Annotated in this window: 20 protein-coding genes; 17 read left to right on the forward strand and 3 right to left on the reverse strand. The window is 65.7% G+C overall.

All coding sequences use genetic code 11. The features are described from left to right. Nucleotide 1 precedes the first annotated feature (1 nt). From DCG74_RS18620 to DCG74_RS18635, 4 genes are all read left to right on the forward strand, one after another. On the forward strand, nt 2-1,297 hold the full coding sequence (locus tag DCG74_RS18620; protein WP_172784393.1) for an aminotransferase class III-fold pyridoxal phosphate-dependent enzyme: 1,296 nt from the start codon (nt 2-4) through the stop codon (nt 1,295-1,297). Further along, complete coding sequence (locus DCG74_RS18625; protein WP_172784394.1) at nt 1,294-2,970, forward strand: long-chain-fatty-acid--CoA ligase; 1,677 nt, start codon at nt 1,294-1,296, stop codon at nt 2,968-2,970. The genes DCG74_RS18620 and DCG74_RS18625 overlap by 4 nt, the downstream gene beginning before the upstream one ends. Before the next feature lie 103 nt (nt 2,971-3,073). Next, entirely contained in the window at nt 3,074-4,006 is a 933-nt protein-coding gene (locus DCG74_RS18630) for an N-carbamoyl-D-amino-acid hydrolase (RefSeq protein WP_172784395.1), read from the forward strand. Between the two features lie 5 nt (nt 4,007-4,011). Further along, complete coding sequence (locus tag DCG74_RS18635) at nt 4,012-4,671, forward strand: flavin reductase family protein (RefSeq protein ID WP_172784396.1); 660 nt, start codon at nt 4,012-4,014, stop codon at nt 4,669-4,671. On the opposite strand, the gene DCG74_RS18640 is transcribed toward DCG74_RS18635, so the two are convergent. Next, on the reverse strand, nt 4,668-5,330 hold the full coding sequence (locus tag DCG74_RS18640; protein ID WP_172784397.1) for an aspartate/glutamate racemase family protein: 663 nt from the start codon (nt 5,328-5,330) through the stop codon (nt 4,668-4,670). The two genes, DCG74_RS18635 and DCG74_RS18640, sit on opposite strands and share 4 nt — an antisense overlap. Before the next feature lie 56 nt (nt 5,331-5,386). Between DCG74_RS18640 and hydA the strand changes: the two genes are divergently transcribed. From hydA to DCG74_RS18705, 13 genes are all read left to right on the forward strand, one after another. Further along, entirely contained in the window at nt 5,387-6,856 is a 1,470-nt protein-coding gene (gene hydA, locus DCG74_RS18645) for a dihydropyrimidinase (RefSeq protein WP_172784398.1), read from the forward strand. Nucleotides 6,857-6,872: 16 nt separating this feature from the next. Beyond that, nucleotides 6,873-7,847, forward strand: a complete 975-nt coding sequence (locus DCG74_RS18650) for an NAD(P)-dependent oxidoreductase (RefSeq protein ID WP_172784399.1) — start codon at nt 6,873-6,875, stop codon at nt 7,845-7,847. 1 nt (nt 7,848) lies between these two features. Next, complete coding sequence (locus DCG74_RS18655; protein WP_172784400.1) at nt 7,849-8,598, forward strand: SDR family oxidoreductase; 750 nt, start codon at nt 7,849-7,851, stop codon at nt 8,596-8,598. Further along, entirely contained in the window at nt 8,595-10,031 is a 1,437-nt protein-coding gene (locus DCG74_RS18660; protein ID WP_172784401.1) for an NAD(P)-binding domain-containing protein, read from the forward strand. Before DCG74_RS18655 ends, DCG74_RS18660 begins: the two co-directional genes overlap by 4 nt. Before the next feature lie 119 nt (nt 10,032-10,150). Then, nucleotides 10,151-11,770 (forward strand): ABC transporter substrate-binding protein, encoded by a 1,620-nt coding sequence (locus DCG74_RS18665; protein WP_172784402.1) that lies wholly within the window; start codon nt 10,151-10,153, stop codon nt 11,768-11,770. 28 nt (nt 11,771-11,798) lie between these two features. Further along, nucleotides 11,799-12,833, forward strand: coding sequence for an ABC transporter permease (locus DCG74_RS18670; RefSeq protein WP_172784635.1), 1,035 nt, complete (start codon nt 11,799-11,801; stop codon nt 12,831-12,833). Next, complete coding sequence (locus DCG74_RS18675) at nt 12,830-13,678, forward strand: ABC transporter permease (protein ID WP_172784403.1); 849 nt, start codon at nt 12,830-12,832, stop codon at nt 13,676-13,678. The genes DCG74_RS18670 and DCG74_RS18675 overlap by 4 nt, the downstream gene beginning before the upstream one ends. Further along, nucleotides 13,675-15,345 (forward strand): ABC transporter ATP-binding protein, encoded by a 1,671-nt coding sequence (nikE, locus tag DCG74_RS18680; RefSeq protein ID WP_172784404.1) that lies wholly within the window; start codon nt 13,675-13,677, stop codon nt 15,343-15,345. Before DCG74_RS18675 ends, nikE begins: the two co-directional genes overlap by 4 nt. Before the next feature lie 141 nt (nt 15,346-15,486). Beyond that, complete coding sequence (locus tag DCG74_RS18685) at nt 15,487-17,091, forward strand: ABC transporter substrate-binding protein (protein ID WP_172784405.1); 1,605 nt, start codon at nt 15,487-15,489, stop codon at nt 17,089-17,091. A gap of 17 nt (nt 17,092-17,108) precedes the next feature. After that, nucleotides 17,109-18,050: an ABC transporter permease gene (locus tag DCG74_RS18690; protein WP_172784406.1), complete on the forward strand. Its 942-nt coding sequence runs from the start codon at nt 17,109-17,111 to the stop codon at nt 18,048-18,050. Next, nucleotides 18,047-18,970 (forward strand): ABC transporter permease, encoded by a 924-nt coding sequence (locus DCG74_RS18695; RefSeq protein ID WP_172784407.1) that lies wholly within the window; start codon nt 18,047-18,049, stop codon nt 18,968-18,970. The genes DCG74_RS18690 and DCG74_RS18695 overlap by 4 nt, the downstream gene beginning before the upstream one ends. A gap of 31 nt (nt 18,971-19,001) precedes the next feature. Then, nucleotides 19,002-19,991, forward strand: coding sequence for an ABC transporter ATP-binding protein (locus tag DCG74_RS18700; protein WP_172784408.1), 990 nt, complete (start codon nt 19,002-19,004; stop codon nt 19,989-19,991). Continuing rightward, complete coding sequence (locus DCG74_RS18705) at nt 19,988-20,965, forward strand: ABC transporter ATP-binding protein (protein ID WP_172784409.1); 978 nt, start codon at nt 19,988-19,990, stop codon at nt 20,963-20,965. The genes DCG74_RS18700 and DCG74_RS18705 overlap by 4 nt, the downstream gene beginning before the upstream one ends. 4 nt (nt 20,966-20,969) lie before the next feature. Here the strand turns inward: DCG74_RS18705 and DCG74_RS18710 are convergent, their stop codons facing one another. Next, nucleotides 20,970-21,257, reverse strand: a complete 288-nt coding sequence (locus DCG74_RS18710; protein WP_172784410.1) for a YciI family protein — start codon at nt 21,255-21,257, stop codon at nt 20,970-20,972. 68 nt (nt 21,258-21,325) lie between these two features. Then, a complete protein-coding gene (locus DCG74_RS18715) occupies nt 21,326-22,300 on the reverse strand; it encodes a sugar ABC transporter substrate-binding protein (RefSeq protein WP_172784411.1) in 975 nt (324 codons plus the stop codon). Nucleotides 22,301-22,323 lie beyond the last annotated feature (23 nt).

Consider the following 22,323-nt stretch of genomic DNA (forward strand, 5'->3'; position numbering starts at 1 on the left):
CATGAGCAGGTTGTTGCGAACCGGGCTGAACGCGGGCGAGGCCGCACCGATGGCCGTGGTCGGCGGCGAGGGCGTCTACTTTCACCTTGCGGACGGCCGCAAGCTGATCGACGGCAGCAACACCGGCGGCGGTCTCGGCCACCGCCATCCCGCAATGGTGGAGGCGATCCGCCGCGCGGCGGATACGCCTGTCGTCAATGAAGGCTGGACCTGGATCGGTCGCGAGCAGGCTGCCGACGATCTGATGGCGACCGCCTTCAAGGGCGAAGAGGATTGGGTCGGCGCGGTGCGCTTCTGCATCAGCGGCAGCGAGGCCAACGACATGGCGCTGTCGCTGTGCCAGGCGCTGACGCAGCGCTCCGCGCTGGCAACGCGCGAGCGCGCCTATCACGGCATCACCGGCCTGTCGCGCAGCATGACGGTGCAGCCGCAATGGCACGGCGGCCTAGCGGTGCACGCCGGCGGCTCAAAATTGCCGGCACCGATGGCACCGGTGCGGATTCTCCCGGCGCCGAATGGCGCGATCTATGGCGCGCCGGCCAACAACGCGCCGCCCAGCGAATATCTGGCAGACGCGCCGCGCCTCTTGTCGGACACCGCGGCGACGATCATCGACTACACCCAGGGCGGCATCTATTACGACGGCGCCTATCAGGACGAGGTCGCGCGCTGCGCGCGAGAGGCCGGTTCGTACTGGATCGCGGACGAGGTCGTCACTGGCGCAGGCCGCGCGGGCCGCTGGTTCGCATTCCAGGGCGCGCAGAGCCGCCCCGACATCGTGACGCTCGGCAAATCACTGGGCGGCGGGGCGGCGGCGGTCGCCGCGGTGGTGGTGTCCAAGGACATCGTCGAGCGGCTCAAGGGCACCAGCTGGCAGAATTACGGCACGTTGCGCGGCCATCCGATCAGCATGGCTGCGGTGAGCGCCTATCTGAAGGTCGTCAGCGACGACAAGATTTTGGAGCACGTCGCGGGCCTCGAAAGGCTGTTTGCGCGGCGCCTGCTGGCGATCGCGCAAAGGCATCCGAGCGTGCAGCGCGTGGCGGGGCAGGGGCTGCACTGGACGGTCGAGCTGCATGGCCCGGATTGGCGCACCTGGCATGCCGACACCACGGAGGTGCCGATCGCCTCGCGCGTCGCGGAGCGGGCGCTGGAGGCCGGCGCGGTGATCGGCACCAGCGGCGAGCAGACCTCGCTGTTCCTGGCACCGCCTCTGATCATCTCCGAGCGCGAGGCTAACCAGCTTCTGGACGCGCTCGACCACGGTCTCGATGTCGCTGACAAGGAGCACGGGTGAGCCACACAACGTCCCTGAGGTCACCGGCCTGGCCGGCGGACGAGCCCTGGCATCTCGCGATGCCGGAGGGGACGCTCTACGACGCGCTGGTGCGTGCTGCACGTGAACGTCCATCGCATCCGGCGACGGTGTTCTACGGCGCGAGCCTGAGCTACGCCGAGCTGCGCGACCGGGTCGATGCCATGGCCGGCTTCCTGCAAAGCGTTTGCGGCATCAAGCGCGGCGACCGCGTCATGATCGCGCTGCAGAACTCGCCACAATATGTCGTCGCCTATTACGCGGTGATGCGGGCGGACGCCGTGATCGTACCGGTCAATCCCATGAACAAGACCGCAGAGATCGCGTACCTCGCCGCGGACAGCGGCGCCAGAGTTGCGATCATCGGCAGCGAGCTGAGCGATGTGGTTGCGCCAGTGGTCGACGAGGCCATCACGCATGCAATCGTCGCGCAATATCGCGACGAGGTTCCAGCCGCCACGCCCTACACGCTGCCGCGCTGCGTGACCGACGCGCCGTCGGAAGTGCCGTCGTCGCCGGGCTGGCATTCGTGGTCGCCCGCGATCGCGCAAGGCCTGCAGCCGGGTGCGATGGAGGCGGGGCCGGACGATCTCATGATCCTGCCCTACACGTCCGGGACGACGGGCAAGCCCAAGGCGTGCATGCATACAAATCGCAGCGCGCTGTTCACCGCCGTGTTGCAGGCGCGCTGGTATGGGCTCGATGGCGGTGACGTCATGACCGGCTTCATGCCGCTGTTCCATGTCGCGGGCATGCAGGGCTCGATGAATGCCGCCATCGTCGCCGGCGCCACGCTGCTGCTGATGGCGCGTTGGGACAAGGATCTGCTCCCCGACCTGTTCGAGACCTATGGCGTCACGTTCTGGAACGCCGCGCCGACCATGATCGTGGATGTGCTCGCCAGCGCCAGTTTCCGCGAAAAATGCTTTGCCAAGCTCAAGGTGCTGACTGGCGGCGGCGCGGCGATGCCGACCGCGGTCGCCGAACGGCTCAAGGGGCGGTTCGGCCTCGATTTCGTCGAAGGTTACGGCATGACCGAGACGATGTCACCGACGCACCTCAATCCGATGGCCGCGCCGAAGCGGCAATGCCTCGGCATCGCCGTGCACGAGACCGACGCCAGGGTGATCGATCCCGAAAGCCTGATCGAGCTCGACGACCACGTGGTCGGCGAGATCATCGTGCATGGGCCGCAGGTGCTGCAGGGTTACTGGAACAGGCCGCAGGCGCATACTGAGGCCTTCATCGAACGCGACGGCAAGCGGTTCCTGCGCACCGGCGATCTCGGCTACCGCGATGCCGACGGTTATTTCTTCGCCGTCGACCGCCTGAAGCGGATGATCAATGTCAGCGGTTTCAAGGTGTGGCCGGCCGAGGTCGAGGCGGCGATGTACCAGAACCGCGCCATCCGGGAATGCTGCATCATTTCAGCGCCGGACGGCTATCGCGGTGAGACCGTAAAGGCGCTGGTGGTGCTCGATGACGCCGCGCGCGCGACGACTTCGGCCGATGATATCGTCGGCTGGGCACGCGGCGCGATGGCAAGCTACAAGGCGCCGCGCGCCGTCGTTTTCGTCGAGTCCCTGCCGCGCACCGCCAGCAACAAAATCAACTGGCGGCTGTTGCAGGATGCCGAATGGGGGCGGACGGCATGAAAGCTGCTTGGCTGGAATATCGGCACGGAGCCGCGTTATGCTCGGCGCGGCGGAAGATCCCACGAGCCGACCCTTCCCCCCAGACATCACCAGGAATTCGCTGATGCGTATCGTCAATGTCGCCGCCGCCCAGATGGGCCCGATCCAGAAAGCCGACAGCCGCGAGGCCGTGGTCAAGCGCATGATCGCGCTGATGGACGAGGCCAAGAGCAAGGGCGCCGACCTGATCGTCTATCCCGAGCTGGCGCTGACGACGTTTTTCCCGCGCTGGTACGTCGAGGACCGCTCCGAGTTCGACATCTGGTTCGAGCGTGAGATGCCGAACGCGGCAACCAGGCCGCTGTTCGAGCGCGCGGCGCAGCACGGGATGGCGATGAATTTCGGCTATGCCGAGCTGACGCCGGACGGTCATCATTTCAACACCGCTGTTCTCACCGACAAGTCCGGCAAGATCATCGGAAAATATCGCAAGGTCCATTTGCCGGGCCATGTGGACTACGACACCAAGCGCTCGCACCAGCATCTGGAGAAGCGCTATTTCGAGCCGGGCGATCTCGGCTTCAACGTCTGGCGCGAGCTGGGTGGCATCATCGGCATGGCGATCTGCAACGACCGCCGCTGGCCCGAAACCTACCGCGTCATGGGCCTGCAGGGCGTCGAGATGGTGCTGATCGGCTACAACACGCCGTCCGTGAATGCGGAGAAGAGCGAGGAGGGCGTCGAGAAGCGCCTGTTCCACAATCGCCTCTCGGTGCAGGCCGGCGCCTATCAGAACGCGACCTGGGTGGTCGCGGTCGCCAAGGCCGGCAATGAGGACGGTCACCCGCTGTTCGGCGGCAGCCTGATCGTCGATCCCAATGGCGAGATCGTGGCCGAGGCGAAGACAGACGACGACGAGGTTCTGGTTCACGCCTGCGACCTCGACGCCACCACCTTCGGCAAGACCACGATCTTCGATTTCGCCCGGCATCGCCGCATCGAGCATTACGGCCTGATCACCAGCCAGACCGGCGCGGTGCCGCCGCCGGAGAACTGACGCCGATGGCTGACAAGGGCATCTCCTTGCGTGAGCTCGATCCGCGCGATCGCTACAAGCTGCTTTGCGGCGTGGTGGTGCCGCGGCCGATCGCGCTGGTGACCACGCTGGACGAGAACGGGGCGGTGAATGCCGCGCCGTTCAGCTTCTTCAACGTGTTCTCCGAAAGCCCGGCCTTGATCGTGCTCGGGCTCCAGCACAAGCCGGACCACTCGCCGAAGGACACCACTCGCAACATCCATCGCGACGGCGAATTCGTGGTGCATATGGTGGACGAGGCGCTGTCGGTCGCGATGAACGACTGCGCGGTCGATTTCCCCTCAGGCGACAGCGAGGTCGCCGCGACGGGCCTGGCGACGCTTCCCTCCGTGGACGTGAAGGTGCCGCGCCTCGCTGCGGCGCCGTTCGCGCTGGAATGCCGGCGCCATGTCGTGCTGACCTTCTCGCCCGATCGCGAGCTCCTGGTCGGCGAGGTCGTGCGGGTTCACGCCCGCGAGGGCCTCGTCGACACCGCCAACATGTATGTCGATCTCGACGCCTATCGGCCGATCGGCCGCATGTTCGGCAACCTCTACACCACCCAGCGGGACACGTTTGCCCTGGTCCGCGAGAGCCATGCGCAATGGCTCGCGCGCCAGGAAACCAAAGAGCTGAAGGACGCCTAGTGAGCCGAGAACCGCACCGTACCCAGCGCCATGGTGACGGCCGCCTGTGTCGGATCGATCACGGGAATGCGCAGCTCGTCTTCCAGCGCACGGCGGTGGCGGGCCATGCCGGCGCAGCCCATCACGATGGCGCGGGCACCGTCCTCGTCGCGCAGCGCGCGGCCGACCTCGATCATCTTGGCGAGCGTGCCTTCACCGGAAGCGGTTTCGGCGACGCTCATGTTGAGTGGCCGCTCGCCGGAAAAGCGGTCGGTCAGGCCCATCTGCCTGAGATAGCGCATGTGCCGCGGAATCGACCGCTGCGCGATGGCGATGACGCCGAAAGTCTCCGCGCGGGAAAGCGCCGTCAGCACGCCACACTCGGCAATGCCGAACACCGGCCGGTCGGTGCCTTCACGGCAGACCTGGAGCCCGGGATCGCTGTAGCAGGCGATGACGAAGGCGGCCGAGCTGTTGTCGCTTTCGACCAGCTTCCGCAAAGGTATCGCAACGCTATCGGCGTCCGCCTGGCTTTCGATGCCGAACGGACCCTCGGCCAGCGTCTGGCAGACCACTTCGGGTCCGCCTTCGAAATCGAGCGGCTTCAACGCATCCTCCAGCCCCTGCGTGACCTTGTGGTTGGAGTTCGGGTTGATGACGAGAATGCGCGGCCGGGACATGATGATCTTCCTGCGAAATTTAGCGAACGTGCCTTGAGCCTATCACGGAGTGCCTCATGACTGAACCCGCTTACGACCTGATCATCCGCGGCGGCCGCGTCGCCACAACGACCGACGTCTTCGAGGCCGACGTCGCCATCTCCGGCGAGACCATCGCGGCGATCGGCCGCGGGCTTCCGCCCGCAAAGCGCGAAATCGACGCCCGCGGCAAGCTGGTGCTGCCCGGCGGCGTCGACAGCCACGCCCATATCGAGCAGCTCTCGGCCGCCGGCATCATGAACGCCGATACGTTCGAGAGCGCCACCGTCTCCGCCGCCTTCGGCGGCACCACCACGGTGATCCCGTTCGCGGCTCAGCATGTCGGCATGAAGCTGCCACAGGTCGTCGAGGATTATCACGCTTTGGCGAAGAAAGGTGCGGTGATCGACTACGCCTTTCACATGATCATTGCGGACGCGACCAAGGAGACGGTCGAGGAGCACATTCCCGCGCTGGTGAAGCAGGGCCATGCCTCGATCAAGATCTTCATGACCTACGACCGCCTCAAGGTCGACGACGAGCCGCTGCTCGACATCCTGCTCGCCGCGCGCCAGTCCGGCGCGATGCTGTGCGCGCATGCCGAAAACCACGGCATCATCGCCTGGATGGTGAAGCGGCTGCTGTCGCGCGGCTACACGATGCCGAAATACCACGCCGTCAGCCACGCCCGCGTCTCTGAGGCGGAAGCCTTCACCCGGCTGATCGGCATGGCGGCGCTGATCGACCAGCCGATCATGATCTTCCATGTCTCGACAGCCGAGGGTGCCAAGGTGATCCGCGACTCGCGCGGGCAGGGGCTCAAGGTCTTCGCCGAGACCTGCCCGCAATATCTGTTCCTGACCGCTGCGGATCTCGACAAGCCGGGTGCTGAGGGCGCGAAGTGGATGTGTAGCCCGCCGCCGCGCACGCATGCCGACCAGGAGGCGCTGTGGCAGGCGCTCTCGCTCGGTGATCTCCAGACCATCTCGTCGGACCACGCGCCGTATCGCTATGACGAGACCGGCAAGTTGCGCGCCGGTCCCAATCCCAACTTCAAGCAGGTCGCCAACGGCCTGCCGGGCCTGGAGCTGCGGCTGCCGCTGTTGTTCGACGCGATGGTGTCGAAGGGACGGCTCGGCCTGGAAAAATTCGTCGAGCTGACCGCGACGGCGCCGGCAAAGATCTACAATCTGCATCCGCGCAAGGGCTCGATCGCCGTCGGCGCCGATGCCGATATCGCGATCTGGGATCCCAACCGCGAGGTCACCATCGCCGACGAGATGATGCACGATCTCGCCGGCTACACGCCGTTCGCGGGCCGCCAGCTGAAGGGCTGGCCGGTCTCGGTGCTCTCGCGCGGCCGCGTGATCATCGAGGGCGACAAGTGTCTTGCGAGCACCGGCAGCGGAAAATTCCTGGCGCGCAGCGGCGGCGAGGCGGCCAGGCCGACCGGCCGGCTCGTTGCCGACATGGATCCGGAGCGGAATTTTGGAGCCAAGCTGCTGTGATGGTGGATCGCGCGCGATGAGGACCGTTATCTTCGGCGGCACCGGCTTTCTCGGCCTCAATCTCGCAGAGGTGCTGCTCGCACGCGGGCACGAGGTGACGCTGTATGATCGTGCACCGCTGCCGCCATCCGCGCAGCGATCTCTTGCCGATTACGGCGCACGGCTCGAAGCGGTGCAGGGCGATATCACCGACGCCGACACCATCGATGGCCTTATCGCAAAGGGTTGCGATGCGATCGTGCTCGGCGCGGCAGTCACCGCCGGCGAAGATCTCGAGCGGGTATCGCCCGCACGCGTTCTCGAGGTCAACGTCATGGCGCAGATTCCGATCCTGCAAGCCGCGATCCGCCATGGCGTTCGCCGCGTCGTGAATCTGTCGTCGGCATCGGCCTACGGCGCCGCGGGTGCGCGGGTCGACATTCTGGACGAGGAAACGCCCTGCGATCCCGTCTCGTTCTACGCCATCAGCAAGTTCACCTCGGAGCGATCGGTGGCACGGCACGCCGAGCTTTTTGGCGGTGATTTCCTCAGTGTGCGGTTGACTGCGGTCTTCGGGCCGTGGGAGCGCCCCGGTTCAGTGCGCGATACGCCGAGCCTCCAATATCAGATATTGGCCGCATTCGCTCGCGGCGAGCCGGCCATCATGCCGGAGCCGGGTCTGCGAGACTGGACTTACGCGCCGGACGCTGCCGAAGCTGTCGCGATTCTGGTTGAAGCCGAGCGTCCTCGTCACCGGCTGTACAACATTTCGAACGGCGGGGCGTGGCCCGCCTTGCAATGGGGCGAGGCGTTCGCAGCGTTGCATCCCGGCCTGGAGTGCCGGCTCGCGGCGCCGGGAGAGAAGACGGCCATCAAGCTGCACGGGCCCTGTCGCGCGCCGCTGTCGGTGACGCGAATGGCCGACGAATTCGGTTGGCGCGCGCGGTTCGGCTGCGCCGAGTCCGCCTCCGCGATGAGCGCCTGGCTGAAGCAGCACAAGGAGTGGATCTGAGATGCGGCTGAATGGGCGCACCGCCATCATCACCGGCGCGGGCTCGGGTATCGGCCGCGCCAGCGCAAAATTGTTCGCGGAGGAGGGCGCGGGCCTTGCTCTGGTCGATCGTGATGCCGCGGGCCTTGCGGAAACTCTGAGCCTGGTCGGCGAAGCAACCACGCATGTCGGCGACGTCGGCGATGCCGCTTTCGCCGAGACGGTCGTCGATAACGTCGTGGCCCGATTTGGCCGGCTCGATATCCTCATGACGGCGGCCGGCTTCTCCTGCGGCGGCACCGTGCTGACGACGAGCCTGGACGACTGGGATGCGGTGTTTCGTGCCAATGTCGGCGGCACCTGGCTATGGGCGCGGGCCGCAGTGCCTCACATGCAGCGGCAGAAGTCCGGCTCGATCATCACGCTGGCATCGCAGCTCGCGATCGCCGGCGGCAAGGGCAACAGCGCCTATATCGCCGCCAAAGGCGCGATCATCAGCCTGACGCGGACCATGGCGGTGGACTTCGCCACTGACGGTATCCGGGTCAACGCGATTGCGCCCGGCGCGATCGACACGCCAATGCTTCGGCGCAGCTTTGCCCGTCACGCCAATTCCGAGGAAGTGCGCGAGGCCTCGCGCAATCGCCACGCGATGAAGCGGTTTGGCACCGCGGAAGAGATCGCGCAGACCGCGCTGCATCTGGCCAGCGATGCCTCGTCCTTCACGACCGGCACCGTGATGGTGGTCGACGGAGGCTGGCTCGCGGCATGAGTGAGGCGCTCACCCAGCTCGAAGCCGATATTCGCGCCGATCTCTCCAGGATCGCGCATCCCGGCGCTGCCTGGCTCGATCCCAAAACGGGACCCGATGGCAAGCCGGCGCTGGATGTCCTCATCATCGGCGCCGGCCAGTCCGGCATCGCCATCGGCTTCGGCCTGCTGCGCTCGCGCGTCAGCAACATCCTGCTGATCGACAAGGCCTTGGAGGGGAAGGAGGGCCCGTGGCTCACCTACGCCCGGATGCCGACATTGCGCAGCCCGAAGGACTATACCGGGCCCGATCTCGATATCCCCAGCCTGACGTACCAATCGTGGCACGAGGCCCGCTTCGGCAAGGCGAGCTGGCAGGAGCTCGGCCTGATCGCGCGGGAGCATTGGGCAGAGTACCTGCTCTGGCTGCGGCGCACGGTCGGCCTGCCGGTGCGCAATGCTTGTGAGCTGCTGGAGATCGCGCCGGCGGCTGGCGGCCTGCTTGCTGCGCGCGTGAAACGGGCAGGAGGGGACGAAACGCTCTATGCCCGCAAGATCGTGCTCGCGACGGGGCAGGAGGGCATGGGCGATTGGATGATCCCGGAGCAGCTAGCGCATCTGCCGGCGAGCTCCGTTGCAACCGTTGCCGACGACATCGATTTCGAAAGCCTGCGCGGCAAGCGCGTCGCCGTCATCGGTGCCGGCGCCTCCGCTTTCGATAATGCGGCGACGGCTCTGGAAGCCGGGGCCGCCGAGGTACACCTGCTGTGCCGCCGTGCGCAGATCCAGGTCATCCAGCCCTATCGTTGGCTGACCTTTCGCGGCTTCCTGCGCCATCTCAGCGATCTCGACGATGCCTGGCGCTGGCGCTTCATGCGCAAGATCCTCGAAATGCGCGAGGGATTTCCGCAACCGACCTATGACCGCTGCGCGCGTCACGCCAATTTCACCTTGCACGAGGGCGCGCCGGTCGAAGCCGCGCGCAAGACCGGCAAAGGCGTTGAACTCCAGACGCCACGCGGAGCCATCACGGCCGATTTCGTCATCTGCGGTACCGGCATCGACATGGACTTTGCCGGTCGCGGCGAGCTCGCCAATTTCGCCGGCAACATCGCCATCTGGACCGACCGCTACCAGCCGCCGGAAGACGAACGCAACGAACGGCTCGGCCGCTTTCCCTATCTTGCCGACGACTATTCCTTCACCGAGCGCGTGCCGGGAACGACGCCGTGGATCTCCGACGTCCATCTCTTCGCCATCGCCTCCACCATGAGCTTCGGTCCGTCGGGATCGTCGATCAACGCGATGACGACCGCCGTTCCAAAGCTGATCCACGGGCTGACGCGCGGCCTGTTCCGCGCCGATGTCGAACGGCACTGGGCTTCGCTCAGCGCCTATGACGTGCCGCAGGCCGTGGTTGCGCGGCCGGCGCGAAAAATGGGGGAATCGCTGTGATCATCCATGCGCCGCCGCGACGATGCGTCCTCAAAAACGCCCGATGAGACTGGCGCGCAACTTGCTTCTTTTTGAACCTGCCTTGCTGGCGTTCTCGTTCGAAATTCAGGGAAAAACCAATGCGTTTTGTGTCTTTCAGGTTGGCGTCGTCGGTCCTCGCCACCACCGCGCTGTTGCTCATCGCCGCCGCGCCTTCGCAGGCGCAAACCCGGGCCGAGACGTTGCGCTACGTCACCGGCGCCTCCGTCAACACGCTCGATCCCAACATTCCCGGCTCGACCCGCGAGTCCTTCGCATTGAGCATGAGCACCTATGACCGGCTGGTCGCGTTCGGCCGCAAGCAGCTCAACGGCAAATGGGTGTTCGATCTCGATACGATCACCGGCGAGCTCGCCGAATCCTACGACGTCAGTCCCGACGGCCTGAAGATCACCTTCCGCCTGCGCAAGGATGCAAAATTCCAGGACGGCTCGCCCGTGACCGCCGAGGACGTGAAGTGGTCGCTCGACCGCTGCGTCACCGCGCCGATCCTCGGCAAGGCGCAGCTGTTGACGGGCTCGCTGACGTCGGCCGATCAGTTCAAGGTGATCGATCCCCTCACCATCGAGGTGACGCTGCCAAAACCGGACAAGCTTGCGCTGCCTAATCTTGCCACCGTCTATCCGATGATCATCAACTCGAAAGTGGCAAAAGAGCACGCGACGGCTGACGATCCCTGGGCCACGGCCTGGCTGAAGGAGCACACTGCCGGTAGCGGCGCCTATGCGGTCGAGAGTTTCAAGCCCGGCGAGCAGGTGATTCTCAAGCGCGACGAGAGCTGGAATCGCGGCTCGGCCAACAAGCCCGCGTTCTTCAAGCGCATCATCGTGCAGTCGGTGCCGGAGCCGGCGACCCGCGCCAACCTCGTCGAACGCGGCGATGCCGATCTCGTGCTCGACCTGCAGGCGAGCGACGTGCAGTCGCTGGAGGCCAAGGGCAAGCTCAAGGTGATCTCGACGCCGCAATACAACGCGGTCACCTTCGTCTCGATGAACAACCAGATCCCGCCCTTCGACAACGTCAATGTTCGCCGCGCCATCGCTTCCGCGCTGCCCTATGACGACATGTTCAAGGCCGCTCTGTTCGGCCGGGGGGCGCCCCTGTTTGGCGCGACCTGGGCGGACGGCAAGCCGGCGAACGGCATTTATCCGTTCCAGCAGCCGCTGAAGCTCGATCTCGACAAGGCCAGGGAGTACCTCAAAGCCGCTGGTCTTCCCGAGGGCTTCTCGACCACCTTCAGCTTCAACGTCGGCCAGGCTTCGACCGCCGAGCCGATGGCCGCCCTCGTCAAGGAGTCGCTTGGCAAGATCGGTATCAAGGTCGACATCCAGAAGCTGCCGGACGCGCAGATGTCGACGCAGATCAACGAGAAGAAGCTGCCGTTCTTCACCGAAGGGATCGTCGCCTGGCTGCCGTCGACCGACTATTTCTACCGCAACTTCTACACCGGCAGTCAGCGCTGGAATTACAGCTCGATCAACAACCCCGACCTTGCGGCGATCGCGCAGGAGGCGCGCTTTGAGCCGGATAAGGCCAAGTACGAGGAAGCCGGCCGCAAGCTCAACGCGATGCATTTCGACCTGATGCCGCAGGTCATGCTGTGGCAACCCAATCAGGACGCGGTGATGGCGCCGTCGATCGAAGGCTACACTTACGAGTTCCATCGCCAGGTGGATTATCGCGATGTCAGCCGCAAGTGACATCAGCGGCCAGCAGGGACACTGAATGGTGACGTCCGGTCTTGGTGCAACGATGGTGCGGGCGGGCAGGCGGCTCTTGTCGTCGCTGCCGGCGCTGTTCGGTGTGCTGGTCTTCACCTTCCTGTTGATGCGCGTCCTGCCCGGCGACCCCGCGGTGTTCTTCGCCTCGGGGCCCAATGCCGGTAAGGAGGAGATCGAGCAGATCCGCAAGCAGATGGGGCTCGACAAATCCGTGCCGGAGCAGCTCGTGTTCTATCTCTCCGACATCGGCCACGGCAATCTCGGCCGCTCGATGATGACCGGCCAGCCGGTGCTGAAGGACCTCCGCGAGCGGCTGCCGGCCTCCCTGGAGCTCACCTTCACCGCACTCCTGATCGCGCTGATCGCGGCGGTGCCGCTCGGCGTCATCGCGGCGCTGCGGCCGGGATCGATCATCGATCACGGCGTGCGGCTGTTCTGCGCGCTCGGTGTCTGCGTGCCGACCTTCGTCTCGGGCCTGCTGTTGATCTACGTCTTCTATTATCTGCTCGGGCTGGCGCCTGATCCGACCGGGCGGATCGACGTCTTCACCTCGCTGCCGCCGCAACGCACCGGCTTCCTCTCGATCGATTTCCTGCTCGCCGGTGACGTTGAGGGCTGGTGGGCGGCCTGCAGGCAATTGATCCTGCCGGCGGTGAGCATGGCGCTGTTCGTGATCGCGCCGCTGGCGCGGATCACGCGGGCCTCGATGCTGGTCTCGCTCGGCAGCGATTTCGTGCGCACCGCGCGCTCGGTCGGATTGTCCTGGCGCAAGGTCGTCGTCACCTATGCGCTCCGCAACGCGATCCTGCCCGTCATCACCATCGCCGGCATCGTGTTCTCGACGATGCTGGGCGCCAATGTGCTGGTGGAGAAAGTGTTCTCCTGGCCGGGCGTGGCCTCCTATGCGCTCGACGCGTTGCTGTCGTCCGACTATGCGCCGGTGCAGGGCTTCGTGCTGCTGATGGCCAGCCTGTTCGTGCTGGTCAATCTCGTCGTGGACATCTGCTACGGCATCGCCGATCCCAGGGTGTCGATCGAATGACTAGCGCCACACTTCGCCATTCGGTCTGGATTTTGCGCGGCAATCCGCTGACGGCGGTGGCCGCGGCCGGGGTGACGCTGTTCGTCCTGGTCGCGATCTTTGGTCCCTGGATCGTGCCTTATGATCCCGTGGTCTCTAATGTCTCGGAAGCCCTGCAGCCGCCGAGCGCCACGCATCTCGCCGGCACTGACCAGCTCGGCCGCGACGTGTTCAGCCGTCTCATCATCGCTGCACGGCTCGACCTTGCCATCGCAGTCTCCGCGGTCGGCATCTCGTTCGTGATCGGGGCCGTCGTCGGCGCGTTCTGCGGCTATGCCGGCGGACGGCTCGATCGCGCCGTCGGCCGCTTCGTCGACGTGATGATGGCGTTTCCGCTGTTCGTGCTGGCGATGGCGATGGTCGCCGCTCTCGGCAACCGGATCGAGAACATCGTGATCGCGACCGCGATCATCAATCTTCCCTTCTACATCCGCTTCGCGCGCGCCGAGGTCAACGTCCGGCGCAATGTCGGCTGGGTTGAGGCCGCGCGCGCCTGCGGCGAGAGCCATTTCTCGGTGGTGCTGCGCTTCCTGCTGCCGAACATCCTGCCGGCGATGGCGGTGCAGATCTCGCTCAATCTGGGCTGGGCCATTCTCAATGCCGCCGGCTTGTCCTTCATCGGCCTCGGCGTCAAGCCGCCGACGCCGGAATGGGGCATCATGGTCGCAGAGGGAGCGCGCTTCATCTCGACCGGACGCTGGTGGCTGGTGGCCTTTCCGGGCCTTGCGCTGATGCTGGCGGTGCTGTGCTTCAATCTCCTCGGCGACGGGATGCGGGACATTCTCGATCCCCGGATGCGCACATGAGCGAGGACCTGCTCAGGATCGACGACCTCCACGTCTCGTTCTCGACGCGGCGGGGCATTGTGGAGGCCGTGCGCGGCGTGACGCTCACCGTCAAGGCCGGCGAGATGCTCGGCCTCGTCGGCGAGAGCGGCTCGGGCAAGTCGGTCACCGGCTTTGCGACGACGCGGCTGCTGGATGCCGCCGGCCGCGTCACCGGCGGCAAGATCCTGTTTCGCGGGCAGGACGTCACCAAGCTCCGCGGCGATGATCTGCGACAGTTGCAGGGCGCCGCGATGTCGATGATCTTCCAGAACCCGCGGGCGGCGCTCAATCCGATCCGTGCGATCGGCCTGCAGATCGCGGACGCGATCCTCACCCACAAGCGTATCTCGAAAGAGGCCGCGCGCTCCGAGGCGCTGGAGTTGCTGCGCGCGGTCCAGATCCGCGATCCCGAGGCGCGGATGACCGCTTATCCGCACGAGCTTTCCGGCGGCATGTGCCAGCGCGTCATGATCGCGATCGCGATCTCCTGCAATCCTGCGCTGTTGATCGCGGACGAGCCGACCACCGGCCTCGACGTCACCACGCAGAAGGTGGTCATGGATCTCCTGGCAGACATTGCCGCCGCGCGTGGCATGGCGACGATCCTGATCACGCATGACCTCGGCCTCGCGGCGCGCTATTGCCGCCGCATCGCCGTGATGGAGCGCGGCCGTATCGTCGAGGAGGCGAGCCCCAGCACGCTCTTCGGCGCGCCGCAGCACGCCTATACGAGGCGCCTGGTTGCGGCATCGCCGACGGCGACGTCACGGATCGAAGATCTCGTGACGGAGGAGGAGCGCGAGCGTTATACGGCCGTTCTCGGCAAGCCACGGCCTGCGCTGGCGCACGGCACGCCGCCGCTCTTGGAAGTACGGAAGCTCGCCAAGCGCTTCGATCAGGGCTCTGCCGCGGTGGCCGACTTCTCGATGACGATGGCCGGCGGCGAGAGCGTCGGTCTCGTCGGCGAATCCGGCTCCGGCAAGAGCACGACCTCGCGGATGATCTGCCGCCTGATCGATCCGAGCGAAGGCGACATCGTGTTCGGCGGGCAGTCGATCGGGCACGTGGCGGCGCGCGATTTCCACCGCTCGCCCCTGCGCAAAGACATCCAGATGGTCTTTCAGGACCCGAACGAGAGCCTCAACCCACGCTTCACGGCGTTCGATTGCATTGCCCATCCCTTGATGCGTCTGGACGGCATGCGCGCCGGCGAGGGGCTGCGCAAACGGGTGGAAGAATGCGGCGAGCGGGTGGGCTTGCCGCTCGATCTATTGCCGCGGTTTCCGCATCAGCTCTCGGGCGGCCAGAAAGCCCGCGTCGGCATTGCCCGCGCCATCGCCTGCCGGCCGCGGCTTCTGGTGCTGGACGAGCCGACCGCCGCGCTCGACGTCTCGGTGCAGGCGGTTGTGCTGCAGCTGCTCGATCGCCTCAGGCGTGAAAACGACATTGCACTGCTGTTCGTCAGCCACGATCTCAACGTCGTGCGCATGCTGTGTGACCGCACCATCGTGCTGCGCAACGGCGGCATCGTGGAGCAGGGCGAGAGCCGGGCCCTGTTCGATAATCCGAAGACCGACTACACGCGCAAGCTGGTCGAGGCGATTCCGCATTTCGAAGCCGGGCCGGCCCTGGCGGCCGCTCTTTGAGGCCGGGATCAGCCCAAATGGCGGTGAGATCCCACTGGCGATGGCGCATTTAGTGGCATACCATTTGCTTGCAAATGGGCTCGGTTTCACTTGCCCTTTGCCAATGAACAGCTGGCATCACGGCATTACTGGGAGGACTTCATGGATCGCAGGACGGTATTGAAGGGGTTGGCGGGCGCGGGCGGTCTGGCATTGACAGGCGGCCTGTCGGCCCCGGCGATCGCTCAGGGCGCCGCGGCCCGCACCCTGCGTTTCGTGCCGCAGGCCAATCTCGCCAATTTCGACCCGATCTGGGGCACGCAATATGTCGTGCGCAATGCCGCCGCGATGGTCTGGGACACGCTCTACGGCATCGATTCCTCGCTGAAGCCGCAACGCCAGATGGTCGAGTCCGAGGAGGTGACCGACGACGGCACGACCTGGACGTTCAAGCTGCGCTCCGGGCTCAAGTTCCACGATGGCGAGCCGGTGCTCAGCAAGGACGTCGTGGCAAGCTTGACGCGCTGGTCGGCGCGCGACCCGATGGGTCTGATGATCAAGGCGCTGCAGCAGGAGCTGACCGCGGTCGACGATCGCACATTCAAATGGGTGCTCAAGCAGCCCTTCCCGAAGATGCTCTACGCGCTGGCCAAGAACAACTCGCCTTGCGGCTTCATCATGCCCGAGCGCATCGCGCAGACCGATCCGTTCAAGCAGATCACCGACTATGTCGGCTCCGGGCCGATGAAGTTCGTCAAGGGCGAATGGGTGCCGGGCGCGAAGGCGGTGTTCGAGAAATTTGCGGACTACGTGCCGCGGCAGGAGAAGGCGTCCTGGCTCGCGGGCGGCAAGCAGATGCAGCTTGATCGCATCGAATGGATCGTGATGCCGGATCCGGCCACGGCCGCCGCTGCCTTGCAGAACGGCGAGGTCGATTGGTGGGAAAACCCGATTGCCGACCTCGTGCCTGTTCTGAAGAAGAACAAGAACATCAGCGTCGACATCGGCGATCCGCTGGGCAATATCGGCTCGTTCCGGATGAATCATCTGTTCGCGCCGTTCAACGACGTGCGGGCGCGGCGTGCCGTGCTGATGGCGCTCAGCCAGGAAGACTATATGCGCGCGATCGTCGGCGACGACACCGCTCTCTGGAAGCCGCTGCCCGGCTTCTTCACGCCGGAGACGCCGCTCTACAGCGAAGTCGGTGGCGAGATCCTGAAGGGCAAGCGCGATTTCGATGCGGCCAAGAAGCTGCTCGCCGAGAGCGGCTATTCCGGCCAGCCGGTGACCTGCATCGTGGCGCAGGATCAGCCGATCACCAAGGCAATGGGTGACGTCACCGCGGACCTGCTCAAGAAGCTCGGCATGAATGTCGATTTCGTCGCCACCGATTGGGGCACGGTCGGCTCCCGTCGCGCGCAGAAGACGCCGCCGGGACAGGGCGGCTGGAACATGTTCCACACCTGGCATGCCGGCGCGGACTGCATCAATCCGGCTCCCTACACCGCCATCCGCGCCAACGGCGACAAGGCCTGGTTCGGCTGGCCGAACAGCCCCGGCACCGAGAAGGAGGTCGCGTCCTGGTTCGAGGCCAAGAGCCTCGACGAGGAGAAGGCTGCCATCGGTCGCCTCAACAAGGCGGCGCTCGACGACGTGGTCTACGCGCCCACGGGCTTCTTCCTGAGCTACACCGCCTGGCGCAAGAACGTCTCCGGCGTCACCAAGGGGCCGCTGCCGTTCTTCTGGGGCGTGTCGAAATCTGCATGATCGTGCGCTGAAGCAAGATGCTCTCCTACATCCTCCGTCGCATCGTCGCGACCTTGCCGGTCATGGCAATCGTCGCGCTGTTCGTGTTCAGCCTGCTTTACATCGCGCCCGGCGATCCGGCCGTGGTGATCGCCGGCGATCAGGCAAGCCCGGAGGATGTGGAGCGCATCCGCCAGAGCCTCGGGCTGGACCGGCCCTTCCTGGTCCAGTTCGGAAGCTGGGTCTGGCGCATCCTGCACGGCGATCTCGGCACCTCGATCTTCACCAACCTGCCGGTCTCGGCGATGATCGGGCAGCGTCTCGGCCCGACGCTGTCGCTGATGATCGTCACGCTGCTGCTGACGGTCGTGGTGGCGGTGCCGCTCGGGGTGGTGGCGGCATGGAAGGCCGGCAGCCTGATCGATCGCGTCATCATGGGCTTTGCCGTGTTCGGATTCTCGCTGCCCGTCTTCGTGGTCGGCTACATGCTCGCCTACATCTTCGCGCTGGAGCTGGAATGGCTGCCGGTGCAGGGCTACACGCCGCTCAGCTCCGGCTTCTGGCCGTGGCTCGAGAACCTGATCCTGCCGGCGGTCGCGCTCGGCTGCGTCTATATCGCGCTGGTCGCCCGCATCACGCGGGCGGCCATGCTCGAAGTGCTGCAGCAGGACTATATCCGCACCGCCAAGGCCAAGGGCCTCGGGCAGGGCGGCATCCTGTTCATCCACGCCCTGAAGAACGCGGCGGTGCCGATCGTCACCGTGATCGGGATCGGCATCGCGCTCCTGATCGGCGGCGCGGTCGTCACCGAGAGCGTGTTCGCGATCCCCGGCCTCGGCCGCCTCACCATCGATGCCATCCTGCGCCGCGACTATCCGGTGATCCAGGGCATCGTGCTGCTGTTCAGCTTCGTCTACGTCCTCGTCAATCTGATGATCGACGTCGTCTACACGCTCGTTGACCCGAGGATCCGCTATTGACCGACACCACCGTCAATCCGCAATCGCTTCCGGCCGGCCTCGTCCTTGCGCCGCAACTGCCCGAGATCCTGCGGCCGGTCAGGATACGGCGCGGCTTCGTCGGCCTGCTGCGCGGCCATCCGACGGTCGCGATCGGCGGCGCATTGCTGCTGACCCTGGTGCTGATCGCGGTCTTTGCGCCTTACCTCGGCACGGTCGACCCGACCGCGCTTGCGCCCGCCAAGCGCACCCGCGCGCCGTCGGCCGATTTCTGGTTCGGCACCGACGTGCTCGGCCGCGACATCTATTCGCGCGTGCTGTTCGGCGCACGCGTCTCGCTCACGGTCGGCCTGTCGGTCGCGATCTTCGCGTCGGCGATCGGCCTTGCCATCGGCATGGTCTCCGGCTTCATCCGCTGGGCCGATGGCATCCTGATGCGGTTCATGGACGGGCTGATGTCGATCCCGCCGATCCTGCTGGCGATCGCGCTGATGGCGCTGACGCGCGGCAGCGTCGGCAACGTCATCCTGGCAATCACCGTGGCCGAGATCCCGCGCGTCTCGCGCCTCGTCCGCAGCGTCGTGCTGTCCTTGCGCGAACAGCCCTATGTGGACGCGGCGGTGGCCTGCGGCACCCGCACACCGATGATCATCCTGCGCCATATCCTGCCCAACACCGTTGCGCCGATGCTGGTGCAGGCGACCTATATCTGCGCCAGCGCCATGATCACGGAGGCGATCCTGTCCTTCATCGGCGCCGGCACGCCGCCGACCATCCCGTCCTGGGGCAACATCATGGCCGAGGGCCGTGCGCTCTGGCAGGTGAAGCCCTACATCGTGTTCTTCCCGGCGGCGTTCCTGTCCGTCACCGTGCTCGCCGTGAATCTGCTCGGCGACGGCCTTCGCGATGCGCTCGATCCGCGCATGGCCAAGAGCCTGTGATGTTGCCTCTGATGGATCGAGGCTGATCGCGATGGCTTTGCTCGAAGTCGAGAACCTCCAGACCCATTTCCGCACGCCCGGCGGCATCAACCGCGCGGTCGACGGGGTGTCCTTCCATGTCAACGAGGGCGAGACGCTCGCCATCGTCGGCGAGTCCGGCTGCGGCAAGTCGGTGACGTCGATGTCCCTGATGCGGCTGATCCCGGAGCCGCCGGGCCGGATCGCAGGCAGCATCCGCTTCGCGGGCAGGGATCTCCTGAAGCTGTCCGACCGCGAGATGCGCGCGATCCGCGGCAACGACATCTCGATGATCTTTCAGGAACCGATGACGAGCCTGAACCCGGTGCTCACCGTCGGCCGCCAGATCCGCGAGACCTTGATGATCCATCAGGGCCTCGACAAGCAGGCGGCGGAGGCGCACGCGGTCGAGATGCTGACCCTGGTCGGCATTCCCGAGCCGAAACGGCGCGTCGGCGAATATCCGCACCAGCTGTCCGGCGGCATGCGCCAGCGCGTGATGATCGCGGTGGCGCTGGCCTGCAATCCGAAGCTTCTGATTGCGGACGAGCCGACCACCGCGCTCGACGTGACGATTCAGGCGCAGATCCTCAAGCTGATGCTGGATCTGAAGCGTCGGGTCGGTGCCGCCATCATCCTGATCACGCACGATCTCGGCGTCGTCGCCGAGATCGCCGAGCGCGTCATGGTGATGTATGCCGGCCGCAAGGTCGAGGAGGCGCCGGTGGCGGAGCTGTTCCGTTCCCCGCGCCATCCTTATACGCAAGGCCTGCTTGGCGCGGTACCGAAGCTCGGCTCCTCGCTCGCGGGCACCGCGACCCGCCTCGCCGAGATTCCCGGGCAGGTGCCTGACCTCCGCAAGCCGATCACCGGCTGCGTCTTCGCCGGCCGCTGCGCGCTCGCGACCGACCTCTGCCGGCAATATGCGCCGGGACTGGAAGAGAAGGGCCCGCGCCACGTCGCCGCCTGTCACTACGCTGCCAAGGGAGCTGTTGCGGCATGAGTCCTCCGCTGCTCCAGGTCAACGACCTCAAGAAGCATTTTCCGATCAACAAGGGCCTCTTCGGGCGGCAAACCGAATTCGTCTATGCGGTCGACGGCGTGTCGTTCGAGATCGCGCGCGGCGAGACCTTGTCGCTGGTCGGCGAGTCCGGCTGCGGCAAATCGACGGTCGGCCGCGCCATCCTGCGGCTGTTCGAGATCACCTCGGGGCAGGTCATCCTCGACGGCCAGAGGATCGACGACGCCGCACCGAGCACGATGCGCCAGATGCGCCGCCGCGTGCAGGTCGTGTTCCAGGATCCGTTCTCGAGCCTCAATCCGCGCATGCGCGTGCGCGACATTCTCGCCGAGCCGATCCGCAATTTCGGCCTCGCGAAGTCCGCGGAGGACCTCGAGGTCCGCGTCACGTCGCTGATGGACACGGTGCGCCTGCCGCGCGAGGCGCTGAACCGCAGGCCGCACGAATTCTCCGGCGGCCAGCGTCAGCGCATCGGTATTGCGCGGGCGCTCGCGGCCGAGCCCGAGCTGATCGTGTGCGACGAGGCGGTCTCCGCGCTCGACGTTTCAGTCAAGGCGCAGATCGTCAATCTGCTGCAGGATCTGCAGCGCGAGTTCGGCCTCGCGCTGCTGTTCATCAGCCACGATCTCGCCATCGTCGAGCACATGACCCACCGCGTGGCGGTGATGTATCTCGGCAAAATCGTCGAGGTGGCACCTCGGCGCGAGATCTTTGCCGCGCCGAGGCACCCCTATACCAAGGCGCTGCTCTCGGCCGTGCCGCTGCCGGAGCCCGGAGCCCAGCGCAATCCCATCATCCTCAAGGGCGACGTGCCGAGCCCGATCAACCCGCCGAAGGGGTGTCGCTTTCATACCCGGTGTCCCTTCGTCTTCGATCGTTGCCGGACCGAGGAGCCGGTACTTCGCGCCACAGGACCGGAGCAGTGGGTGGCCTGTCACCTCGACGAACCGCCGTAGGGGCTCATCCCTGCCGGCGCAGGAAGCCCGTGATCGTGACCTTTTCCCAGATGCCGGCCGCGGCAAAGGGATCTGCACGGTTGAAGGCTTCGACCTCGGCGCGGCCAGGAGCCTCGATCAGGAACAGGCTGCCGATCATGGTCTGGCCATCGTCGGAGACCAGCGGTCCCGACATCACAATCTTGACGCCCAAGCGCGAGGTGTCGCTGAGGAAGGCCTTGTGGGCATCGTAGTTGGCGAGCCGGGTCGGCAACGCGTCGGCGCGATCGACGGCGTGAATGGCGAACAGCATCGTGTCTCCGTTTCTTGCGTCAGTTCTTGGGACGGCCGCGGGCTGCGGCCGTCCGGGCTTGGGGTGGTCTACTTCGCGCTGAGCTTGCCGGCGTCCTCGAAGGTCGGACAGGTCCGCTGCTCCAGCGGCACGTCGAACGGCCCAAAATTGTCCTTGGTGATCACGGTCGGCTTCAGCACGATCTCGCTGATCACGGGCTGGTTCCGTAGCGACCGGATCGCCATCATGGTGCCGAGGCAGCCTTGCGCAAATCCGTTGTAGTCACCGCTCGCCAGCAGCTTGCCGGACTTGATCGCGTCGATCGCCTCCTTGGTGCCGTTGATGCCGATCACCTGCGCTTTGCGGTTGGCGCCGTCGAGCGCTTCGATCGCGCCGACTGCCATGGCGTCGTTGGCGGCGAGCACGCCGTCGATCTGCGAATTCGACTGCATCAAATTCTCCATGACCTGGAGCGCCTGGAGCCGCTGATAGTTGCCGGGCTGCGAGGCCAAAAGCTTGGCGCCGGGAGCCTCCTTCAACGCGTCGTTGAAGCCGCGCACGCGGTCGACATTGGTCAGCGAGCCCTTGACGCCCTCGATGATGACGATGTTGCCCTTGCCGCCGAGCGTCTTGAGCAGGAAGCGCGCGGTCTCCAGTCCAAGGCTGTAATCGTCGGCGCCGACGAAGGACAGGAACTTGCCGCCGGCAGAGCGATCGGTGATGTTGACGACCGGGATCTTTGCTTCGTTGATCTTCTCGACCCCCGGCACCATCGCCTTGTAGTCGACCGGCGTGAACACGATCGCGCTCGGCTTCTTCACGACGACGTCCTCGATCTGGCTGAGCTGCTCGGGAATCGAGTCCGGCTTGGTCGGAATGTACTGCAGCGTCTTCGCGTTCAGCGTCTTCGCCATGTTGTCGGCGCCGACCCGCACCGTCTGGAAGAACGGATTGGTCTGGTTCTTGGTGAAGACGGCGATGGTCTCGCCGTCGGCACGTGCCCCAGTCGTGAACGCGGCCGCCATCAGCAGCGGCAGTGCCAGATAGCCCAGTCCTTGTTTCATGTTGCCTCCATCCCTCATTTTGC

The sequence above is a fragment of the Bradyrhizobium sp. WBAH42 genome (assembly GCF_024585265.1).
Taxonomy (GTDB): Bacteria; Pseudomonadota; Alphaproteobacteria; order Rhizobiales; family Xanthobacteraceae; genus Bradyrhizobium.